Here is a 9,838-nt window from a genome sequence, read left to right on the forward strand (position 1 = left end):
CTGCCATACGGGCAGCCGAGGGACGAAGACGAGGAGAAAACGCTAGTGGAGAACGAGACCCACTACGCCGAGGCCGTCATCGACAATGGCGCCTTCGGCACCCGTACCATCCGTTTCGAGACGGGCCGCCTGGCCAAGCAGGCCGCCGGTTCCGCCGTGGCGTACCTGGACGACGACACCATGGTGCTGTCGGCCACCACCGCCTCCAAGAACCCCAAGGACCAGCTCGACTTCTTCCCGCTGACGGTGGACGTCGAGGAGCGGATGTACGCCGCCGGCAAGATCCCCGGCAGCTTCTTCCGCCGTGAGGGCCGGCCCTCCGAGGACGCGATCCTCACCTGCCGTCTCATCGACCGCCCGCTGCGCCCGTCCTTCAAGAAGGGCCTGCGCAACGAGATCCAGGTCGTCGCGACGATCATGGCCCTCAACCCCGACCACCTGTACGACGTCGTCGCGATCAACGCCGCGTCCGCGTCCACGCAGCTGGCCGGTCTGCCCTTCTCCGGCCCGATCGGCGGCGTCCGCGTCGCGCTGATCCGCGGCCAGTGGGTCGCGTTCCCGACGCACACCGAGCTCGAGGACGCAGTCTTCGACATGGTGGTCGCCGGCCGCGCCCTGGAGGACGGCGACGTCGCGATCATGATGGTCGAGGCCGAGGCCACCGAGAAGACCATCAAGCTGGTCGAGGGCGGCTCCGAGGCGCCGACCGAGGAGGTCGTCGCCGCCGGTCTTGAGGCCGCGAAGCCGTTCATCAAGGTCCTCTGCCGGGCCCAGGCCGACCTCGCCTCCAAGGCCGCCAAGCCGACCGGCGAGTTCCCGATCTTCCTGGACTACCAGGACGACGTCCTGGAGGCCCTCGCGGCCGCCGTCCGCCCCGAGCTGGCGCAGGCGCTCACCATCGCCGGCAAGCAGGAGCGCGAGGCCGAGCTGGACCGGGTCAAGGGCCTGGCCGCCGAGAAGCTCCTGCCGGAGTTCGAAGGCCGCGAGAAGGAGATCTCCGCCGCGTACCGCTCGCTCACCAAGCAGCTGGTCCGTGAGCGCGTGATCAAGGAGAAGAAGCGCATCGACGGCCGCGGTGTCACCGACATCCGCACGCTGGCCGCCGAGGTCGAGGCCATCCCGCGGGTGCACGGTTCCGCGGTGTTCGAGCGTGGCGAGACCCAGATCCTGGGCGTCACCACCCTCAACATGCTCCGCATGGAGCAGCAGTTGGACACCCTCTCCCCGGTGACCCGCAAGCGCTACATGCACAACTACAACTTCCCGCCGTACTCCACCGGTGAGACCGGCCGCGTCGGCTCCCCGAAGCGCCGCGAGATCGGCCACGGCGCCCTCGCCGAGCGCGCCCTCGTGCCGGTCCTGCCGGCGCGCGAGGAGTTCCCCTACGCGATCCGCCAGGTCTCCGAGGCGCTGAGCTCCAACGGCTCGACGTCCATGGGCTCGGTCTGCGCCTCCACCATGTCGCTGCTGAACGCCGGTGTGCCGCTGAAGGCCCCCGTCGCCGGTATCGCCATGGGTCTGATCTCCCAGGAGATCGACGGCGAGACGCACTACGTCACCCTCACCGACATCCTCGGTGCGGAGGACGCCTTCGGCGACATGGACTTCAAGGTCGCCGGCACCAAGGAGTTCGTGACCGCCCTCCAGCTCGACACCAAGCTGGACGGCATCCCCGCCTCCGTCCTGGCCGCGGCCCTCAAGCAGGCCCGCGACGCGCGTCTCCACATCCTCGACGTGATGATGGAGGCCATCGACCGGCCCGACGAGATGTCCCCGAACGCTCCGCGGATCATCACCGTCAAGATCCCGGTCGACAAGATCGGTGAGGTCATCGGCCCCAAGGGCAAGATGATCAACCAGATCCAGGAGGACACGGGCGCCGAGATCACCATCGAGGACGACGGCACGATCTACATCGGTGCCGCCGACGGCCCGTCCGCCGAGGCCGCCCGCGCCACGATCAACGGCATCGCCAACCCGACGATGCCCGAGGTCGGCGAGCGCTACCTCGGTACGGTCGTGAAGACGACCACCTTCGGTGCGTTCGTCTCCCTGCTGCCCGGCAAGGACGGTCTGCTGCACATCTCGCAGATCCGCAAGCTCGCCGGCGGCAAGCGCGTGGAGAACGTCGAGGACGTCGTCGGCGTGGGCCAGAAGGTCCAGGTCGAGATCGCCGAGATCGACTCCCGCGGGAAGCTCTCCCTCATCCCCGTGATCGAGGGCGAGGAAGGCTCCGACGAGACGAAGAAGGACGACGCCGACCAGTGACGTCCCGTAGCTCCAAGGCGACGGCCCGCACCTCTTCGGAGGCGCGGGCCGTCGCCCGTACCCAAACCCTCATCAAGGGCACGAACGGCATCGGTACGGTCCGCAAGACCACCCTCCCGGGTGGCCTGCGCATCGTCACCGAGACCCTGCCCTCCGTGCGCTCGGCGACCTTCGGTATCTGGGCGCACGTCGGCTCCCGCGACGAGACGCCGTCCCTGAACGGCGCCACGCACTACCTGGAGCACCTGCTCTTCAAGGGCACCGGCCGCAGGTCCGCCCTGGACATCTCCTCCGCCATCGACGCGGTCGGCGGCGAGATGAACGCGTTCACGGCGAAGGAGTACACGTGCTACTACGCGCGCGTGCTCGACACCGACCTGCCGCTCGCCATCGACGTCGTCTGCGACATGCTGACCGGCTCGCTCATCCTCGAAGAGGACGTCGACGTCGAGCGCGGCGCGATCCTCGAAGAGATCGCGATGACCGAGGACGACCCGGGCGACTGTGTGCACGACCTGTTCGCGCACACGATGTTCGGCGACAACGCCCTCGGCCGCCCCGTCCTCGGCACCGTCGACACGGTCAACGCCCTCACCGCCGACCGCATCCGCCGCTTCTACAAGAAGCACTACGACCCCACCCACCTGGTGGTCGCCTGCGCCGGCAACATCGACCACAACAAGGTCGTACGACAGGTCCGCGCGGCCTTCGAGAAGGCGGGCGCCTTCAAGAGCCTCGAAGCGCAGCCCATCGCCCCGCGCGACGGCAGCCGCACGATCCGCACGACCGGCAAGGTGGAGCTGCTCGCCCGCAAGACCGAGCAGGCGCACGTCGTCCTCGGTATGCCGGGCCTGGCCCGCACCGACGAGCGCCGCTGGGCCATGGGCGTGCTCAACACCGCCCTCGGCGGCGGCATGTCGTCCCGCCTCTTCCAGGAGGTCCGGGAGAAGCGCGGCCTGGCCTACAGCGTGTACTCGTACACCTCCGGCTTCGCCGACTGCGGCCTGTTCGGCGTGTACGCCGGCTGCCGCCCGAGCCAGGTGCACGACGTGCTGAAGATCTGCCGCGACGAACTCGACCACGTCGCCGCGAACGGCCTCACCGACGACGAGATCGGCCGCGCCATAGGCCAGCTCCAGGGCTCCACCGTCCTCGGTCTTGAGGACACCGGCGCGCTGATGAACCGTATCGGCAAGAGCGAGCTGTGCTGGGGCGAGCAGATGTCCGTCGACGACATGCTGACCCGGATAGCGGCGGTCACCCCGGACGAGGTCCGCTCGGTCGCCCGCGACATCCTGGGACAGCGCCCGTCGCTGTCGGTCATCGGCCCGCTGAAGGACAAGCAGGCCGCACGGCTGCACGACGCCGTCGCCTGATCACCTCCGGTAAGAAACCCCTCCGGTAAGGAAGCAACAGATGAGCAAGCTGCGCGTGGCGGTCCTCGGTGCCAAGGGCCGGATCGGGTCCGAGGCGGTACGGGCGGTCGAGGCCGCCGAGGACATGGAGCTGGTGGCCGCCCTCGGCCGGGGCGACAGGCTGGAGACGCTGGCGGAGACCGGCGCCCAGGTCGCCGTCGAGCTGACCACCCCCGCCTCCGTGATGGGCAACCTCGACTTCTGCGTGCGCCACGGCATCCACGCGGTCGTCGGTACGACGGGCTGGACCGACGAGCGCCTCGCGCAGCTGACGGGCTGGCTCGCCCAGTCCCCGGAGACGGGCGTGCTCATCGCGCCGAACTTCTCCATCGGCGCCGTCCTGACCATGAAGTTCTCCCAGATCGCCGCGCCGTACTTCGAGTCGGTCGAGGTGGTCGAGCTGCACCACCCGAACAAGGTCGACGCCCCCTCCGGGACCGCCACGCGCACGGCCCAGCTCATCGCCGAGGCCCGCCGCCAGGCCGGTACGGCCCCGGCACCGGACGCCACGGTCACCGCCCTGGACGGCGCCCGCGGGGCGGACGTGGACGGCGTCCCCGTGCACGCCGTACGCCTGCGCGGCCTCCTGGCCCACCAGGAGGTGCTGCTCGGCGCCGAGGGCGAGACCCTCACCATCCGCCACGACTCCCTGCACCACAGCAGCTTCATGCCGGGCATCCTGCTCGGCGCCCGCCGCGTGGTCTCGACTCCGGGCCTGACCTTCGGCCTGGAGCACTTCCTGGACCTGAGCTGAGCCGAAGACGTCATGCGCGCGAAGATCACCTACCTAGTCACGGCCGCCGTCCTGCTGTTCTACTTCGTCCTGGTCGGCAGCCGCGGCGTCATGCTCATCCAGTCCGGCACGGTCCTCACCGTCACCTTCGGGATCGCGGTGCTCATCCTGCCGGTCATCGGCCTGTGGTTCCTGTGGAAGAACACCCAGTTCGTCCGCAAGGCCAACCAGCTCGCCGCCGAACTCGACGCCGAGGGCGGCCTGCCCGTCGACGAGCTGAAGCGCACCGCGGGCGGCCGTATCGACCGCGACTCGGCCGATGAGGTGTTCGCCCAGCGCAAGGCCGAGACGGAGGCGGCTCCGGACGACTGGCGCAGCTGGTTCCGGCTCGCCGTCGCCTACCACGACGCCCGGGACACCCCGCGCGCCCGCAAGGCGATGCAGCGCGCCATCGCCCTGCACGACGGCAGACCCGTCCAGGCCTGAGCCACGTCCCGGCCGGTACGACGAAGGGGCCGGCCCGCACCGCGGCGGACCGGCCCCTTCGGCCTGCTTACGGCGGTCAGCCGTGCCCGTACTGCGCGGCCCACGCCTCCACCGTGTCCGCCGCCCGGTCGAAGGCCGCGGGACGGTTCAGGAAGTCCAGGCCGTGCGTGGTCAGCAGCGGCGGAGTGTCCCCGGCAGGCCGGTCCTTGCGTACGAACGTCAGGGCCTGCCCCTGCACCGTGCGCGGCAGCCCCAGCCAGCGCACCGGCTGCTGGGCCGTCCGCACCGAGACCACGCGCTGCCAGGGCACCGTACGCGTCAGCAGGAAGCCCACCTGACGCACCCCGCGCGCGCTCACCCAGACACCCATGCGCAGCGTCCGCAGCGCGCCAGCGATGACCGCCAACGCCACGGCGAGGACCACGCCGGCGGAGGACACCGAGCCGGTCAGGGCGATGAGAACCGCTGCGAACAGCACGAACGAGGAGAGCAGCAGCCCCAGGGCGGCCCCGCCCACCCGCCAGGGCCCGGGCCGGTAGGGGCGCCGCCAGCGGTCCCGGTCGTCGAAGGGCAGCGGGCTCTCGGATGCCGCGTCGAAGGTGCGGTCGGCCGTCAGGAAGGGCAGGGGCACGGCTGGTCCTCACTCAATCCTTGCGTGGGCTGTGCCCGGTGAGGCTATCCGGCCGGATTCCCGCTCACCACCCGTGGGCCGCCGGAAGGGTTCAGTGCCCTTGCGAGGCCTGGGACTGCTGGGCCGGCGTACTGGACGGCGTGGACAGCGCGGGCATGCCGAGGATCACCGAGCCGACCAGTCCGGCGACGATGGTGAGGCCCAGCAGCCAGCGCCCGGCTATCTGGCCGAAGGACGCCCGCTGACGGGGCGGGGGAGTGACATCGCTGAACACGGGTGGGCACCGCTCCTCTCAAGATCGAATCAAGACCGAACACACAGTCCTCACCGATACAGACGGTCGCATGGCACAAAAGGTGCCCATGTCCGAAAAAATCCATGGCAAGGTCACGGTTCGGGTCTGTCAGAGGTCCCCCGTACAGTGGGCGCGAACCTCAAAGCAGTGATGGGAAGGACCCCCGTGACCACCCCCGAGCAGCTCACGCTCCGCAGTGACGTCACCGTCGAGCTGGTGAAGTCCAGCGCTTCGGATGCCGACGTCCTCTTCGCCGCCCGCGTCTCGACGCTCGGCGAGCAGTCCCTGGACGAGCTGGACAAGGACCCCGAGCGCTCCAAGGGCCTGATCAACTACCTGATGCGCGACCGGCACGGCAGCCCGTTCGAGCACAACTCGATGACCTTCTTCATCAGCGCTCCGATCTTCGTCTTCCGCGAGTTCATGCGGCACCGGGTCGGCTGGTCGTACAACGAGGAGTCGGGCCGCTACCGGGAGCTCCAGCCGGTCTTCTACGTCCCCGACGAGGCCCGCAAGCTCGTGCAGGAGGGCCGCCCGGGCAAGTACGTCTTCGTCGAGGGCACCCCGGCCCAGCAGGAACTGGTCGGCCGGGCCATGGAGGACTCGTACCGGCAGGCGTACGAGACGTACCAGGAGATGCTCGCCGCCGGCGTCGCCCGCGAGGTCGCCCGCGCGGTCCTCCCCGTCGGCCTGTACTCCTCGATGTACGCCACCTGCAACGCTCGCTCCCTGATGCACTTCCTCGGCCTGCGCACCCAGCACGAGCTGGCCAAGGTGCCGTCCTTCCCGCAGCGGGAGATCGAGATGGTCGGCGAGAAGATGGAGGCGGAGTGGGCCAGGCTCATGCCGCTCACCTACGCCGCCTTCAATGCGAACGGCCGTGTGGCCCCGTGACGAAGCTCTGTTCCCCCACGCGGAACGGATGTACGGGTCGGCCTCGCGAAGTGTCCGTATTGCGGCATTTGGAGAAGTTCATCTAGCCTGATCAAACGGACCCGGCACTGCTTGAACCCCCGAGCAGGCAGTGCCGGGTTCCGCATTTGTCCTGATCTTCCCGACACCCCGCGGGCAGACCACGCATGGAGCACCGAGTAGCGTGTAACCCATGGCTCCGACCTCGACTCCGCAGACCCCCTTCGGGCGGGTCCTCACCGCCATGGTCACGCCCTTCACGGCGGACGGCGCACTCGACCTCGACGGCGCGCAGCGGCTCGCCACCCACCTGGTGGACGCAGGCAACGACGGCCTGATCATCAACGGCACCACCGGCGAGTCCCCCACCACCAGTGACGCGGAGAAATCGGACCTGGTACGAGCCGTACTGGAGGCGGTCGGCGACCGCGCCCACATCGTGGCAGGCGTCGGCACCAACGACACCCACCACAGCATCGAGCTGGCCCGCGAAGCCGAGCGCATCGGAGCCCACGGCCTCCTGGTCGTCACGCCCTACTACAACAAGCCCCCGCAGGAGGGCCTGTACCGGCACTTCACCACCATCGCGGACGCCACCGGGCTGCCCGTCATGCTCTACGACATCCCCGGCCGCAGCGGCGTCCCGATCAACACCGAGACGCTCGTCCGCCTCGCCGAGCACCCCCGGATCGTCGCCAACAAGGACGCCAAGGGCGACCTCGGCCGCGCCAGCTGGGCCATCGCCCAGTCCGGCCTTGCCTGGTACTCCGGCGACGACATGCTGAACCTCCCCCTGCTCTCGGTGGGCGCGGTCGGCTTCGTCTCGGTCGTCGGGCACGTCGTCACCCCCGACCTGCGCGCCCTCGTCGACGCGTACACCTCGGGCGACGTCGCCAAGGCCACCGAGATCCACCAGAAGCTGCTCCCGGTCTACACCGGCATGTTCCGCACCCAGGGCGTCATGACCACCAAGGCCGCGCTCGCCCTCCAGGGCCTGCCCGCCGGGCCCCTGCGCGCCCCCATGGTCGAGTGTTCGCCCGAGGAGATCGCCCAGCTCAAGATCGATCTTGCCGCCGGCGGGGTACAGCTCTGACAACAGACTTGGCACCACCCGAGCTTCACAACTGAAGAGACAACCGCATACGCAGGCCACCGGTGCCTGCACCCCACAACGACAACTGCTTCTGCACGAACGTCATGCGCGCCACGTGCCCGGCCGGTACGTGGCGCGCGTGGTGAGGAGAGTCTTTTGAGTCATCCGCATCCTGAACTCGGCTCGCCCCCGCCGCTCCCCGCGGGAGGCCTGCGGGTCACCCCGCTCGGCGGTCTCGGCGAAATCGGCCGGAACATGACGGTCTTCGAGTACGGCGGCCGCCTGTTGATCGTCGACTGCGGAGTGCTCTTCCCCGAGGAGGAGCAGCCCGGAATCGACCTGATCCTGCCGGACTTCTCGTCCATCAGGGACCGTCTCGACGACATCGAGGGCATCGTCCTCACGCATGGTCACGAGGACCACATCGGCGGCGTCCCCTTCCTGCTCCGCGAGAAGCCGGACATCCCGCTGATCGGCTCCAAGCTGACCCTCGCGCTCATCGAGGCCAAGCTCCAGGAGCACCGCATCCGCCCGTACACCCTTGAGGTGGCCGAGGGGAACCGCGAGCGCATCGGCCCCTTCGACTGCGAGTTCATCGCGGTCAACCACTCCATCCCGGACGCCCTGGCGGTCGCCATCCGCACCCCGGCCGGCATGGTGGTGCACACCGGCGACTTCAAGATGGACCAGCTCCCGCTGGACAACCGCCTCACCGACCTGCACGCGTTCGCCCGGCTGAGCGAGGAAGGCATCGACCTCCTCCTCACCGACTCCACGAACGCCGAGGTACCGGGCTTCACCCCGCACGAGCGGGACATCTCCAACGTCCTGCGCCAGGTCTTCGCCGGCGCCCGGAAGCGGATCATCGTGGCGAGCTTCGCCAGCCACGTCCACCGCATCCAGCAGATCCTGGACGCGGCCCACGAGTACGGCCGCCGGGTCGCCTTCGTCGGCCGTTCCATGGTCCGCAATATGGGCATCGCCCGCGACCTCGGCTACCTGAAGGTCCCGCCGGGCCTGGTGGTCGACGTCAAGACGCTCGACGACCTGCCGGACCACGAGGTGGTCCTGGTCTGCACGGGTTCCCAGGGCGAGCCGATGGCGGCCCTGTCCCGCATGGCCAACCGCGACCACCAGATCCGGATCGTCGAGGGCGACACGGTCATCCTGGCCTCGTCCCTCATCCCCGGAAACGAGAACGCGGTCTACCGCGTGATCAACGGCCTCACCCGCTGGGGCGCCAACGTCGTCCACAAGGGCAACGCCAAGGTGCACGTATCCGGCCACGCCTCCGCCGGTGAGCTGCTGTACTTCTACAACATCTGCCGCCCGAGGAACCTCATGCCGGTCCACGGCGAATGGCGCCACCTGCGCGCCAACGCCGAGCTGGGCGCGATGACGGGCGTCCCGCACGACCGGATCGTCATCGCCGAGGACGGCGTGGCGGTGGACCTCATCGAGGGCAAGGCAAAGATCTCCGGCAAGGTCCAGGCCGGTTACGTCTACGTCGACGGCCTCTCCGTAGGCGGTGTCGGCGAGCCGGCCCTGAAGGACCGCAAGATCCTCGGCGACGAGGGCATCATCTCGGTCTTCGTCGTCGTGGACGCCTCCACCGGCAAGATCACGGGTGGCCCGCACGTCCAGGCGCGCGGTTCCGGCATCGAGGACTCGGCCTTCGCGGCCGTCATTCCGAAGATCGCGGAGGTCCTGGAGCGGTCTGCCCAGGACGGCGTCGTGGAGCCCCACCAGCTCCAGCAGCTGATCCGCCGCACCCTCGGCAAGTGGGTGTCGGACTCGTATCGCCGCAGGCCGATGATCCTGCCGGTCGTGGTGGAGGTCTGACACCTCGTCCGGGTGAACCAGGAGCGGGGCGTCTCGATTTGCATCGGGGCGCCCCGCTCCAGTACGTTTACGACTCCGCCCAGTTGGGAACCCCAGTGCTTCACGTGCTGGACACACAGGTCTCCCGGACCGGGTGGGAAATCCGACTCAGAACTTCTGATAA

Annotated in this window: 9 protein-coding genes; 7 read left to right on the forward strand and 2 right to left on the reverse strand. The window is 69.1% G+C overall.

The window, feature by feature from the left end:
- Window positions 1-45: 45 nt before the first annotated feature.
- The 4 genes from AQI88_RS37610 to AQI88_RS37625 are packed head-to-tail and all read left to right on the forward strand — an operon-like array spanning window position 46 to window position 4,902.
- Window positions 46-2,268: a polyribonucleotide nucleotidyltransferase gene (locus AQI88_RS37610; RefSeq protein WP_067008894.1), complete on the forward strand. Its 2,223-nt coding sequence runs from the start codon at window positions 46-48 to the stop codon at window positions 2,266-2,268.
- Window positions 2,265-3,644 carry a M16 family metallopeptidase gene (locus tag AQI88_RS37615; RefSeq protein WP_067008897.1) on the forward strand — a complete coding sequence of 460 codons (1,380 nt, stop codon included), beginning with the start codon at window positions 2,265-2,267 and terminating at the stop codon, window positions 3,642-3,644. Before AQI88_RS37610 ends, AQI88_RS37615 begins: the two co-directional genes overlap by 4 nt.
- 40 nt (window positions 3,645-3,684) lie before the next feature.
- Window positions 3,685-4,437, forward strand: a complete 753-nt coding sequence (gene dapB, locus AQI88_RS37620; RefSeq protein WP_067008899.1) for a 4-hydroxy-tetrahydrodipicolinate reductase — start codon at window positions 3,685-3,687, stop codon at window positions 4,435-4,437.
- 12 nt (window positions 4,438-4,449) lie between these two features.
- Window positions 4,450-4,902 carry a tetratricopeptide repeat protein gene (locus AQI88_RS37625; RefSeq protein WP_067008902.1) on the forward strand — a complete coding sequence of 151 codons (453 nt, stop codon included), beginning with the start codon at window positions 4,450-4,452 and terminating at the stop codon, window positions 4,900-4,902.
- A gap of 76 nt (window positions 4,903-4,978) precedes the next feature.
- On the opposite strand, the gene AQI88_RS37630 is transcribed toward AQI88_RS37625, so the two are convergent.
- Both AQI88_RS37630 and AQI88_RS37635 read right to left on the reverse strand, forming a co-directional pair.
- The gene (locus tag AQI88_RS37630; protein ID WP_067008906.1) at window positions 4,979-5,533 is read right to left on the reverse strand and encodes a hypothetical protein; all 555 of its coding nucleotides are present in this window, start codon (window positions 5,531-5,533) and stop codon (window positions 4,979-4,981) included.
- A 91-nt stretch (window positions 5,534-5,624) separates the two neighbouring features.
- Window positions 5,625-5,807, reverse strand: coding sequence for a hypothetical protein (locus tag AQI88_RS37635; protein WP_067008908.1), 183 nt, complete (start codon window positions 5,805-5,807; stop codon window positions 5,625-5,627).
- A 171-nt stretch (window positions 5,808-5,978) separates the two neighbouring features.
- Here AQI88_RS37635 and thyX point away from each other — a divergent pair, with 171 nt between their 5' ends.
- The 3 genes from thyX (at window position 5,979) to AQI88_RS37650 (ending at window position 9,675) form a co-directional block, all read left to right on the forward strand.
- Window positions 5,979-6,722 (forward strand): FAD-dependent thymidylate synthase, encoded by a 744-nt coding sequence (gene thyX, locus AQI88_RS37640; protein WP_067008912.1) that lies wholly within the window; start codon window positions 5,979-5,981, stop codon window positions 6,720-6,722.
- Between the two features lie 211 nt (window positions 6,723-6,933).
- A complete protein-coding gene (dapA, locus tag AQI88_RS37645) occupies window positions 6,934-7,833 on the forward strand; it encodes a 4-hydroxy-tetrahydrodipicolinate synthase (RefSeq protein ID WP_067008913.1) in 900 nt (299 codons plus the stop codon).
- A 156-nt stretch (window positions 7,834-7,989) separates the two neighbouring features.
- Window positions 7,990-9,675, forward strand: coding sequence for a ribonuclease J (locus AQI88_RS37650; protein WP_067008916.1), 1,686 nt, complete (start codon window positions 7,990-7,992; stop codon window positions 9,673-9,675).
- The last annotated feature ends 163 nt before the right edge of the window (window positions 9,676-9,838 follow it).

The sequence above is a fragment of the Streptomyces cellostaticus genome (assembly GCF_001513965.1).
GTDB classification, from domain to species: Bacteria; Actinomycetota; Actinomycetes; order Streptomycetales; family Streptomycetaceae; genus Streptomyces; species Streptomyces cellostaticus.

What these genes read in the sequence shown, in the direction of transcription:
- dapB (WP_067008899.1), top strand. Translation starts at nt 3,685, where the DNA reads ATGAGCAAGCTGCGCGTGGCGGTCCTCGGTGCCAAGGGCCGGATCGGG.
- AQI88_RS37625 (WP_067008902.1), top strand. Translation starts at nt 4,450, where the DNA reads ATGCGCGCGAAGATCACCTACCTAGTCACGGCCGCCGTCCTGCTGTTC.
- thyX (WP_067008912.1), top strand. Translation starts at nt 5,979, where the DNA reads ATGGGAAGGACCCCCGTGACCACCCCCGAGCAGCTCACGCTCCGCAGT.
- dapA (WP_067008913.1), top strand. Translation starts at nt 6,934, where the DNA reads ATGGCTCCGACCTCGACTCCGCAGACCCCCTTCGGGCGGGTCCTCACC.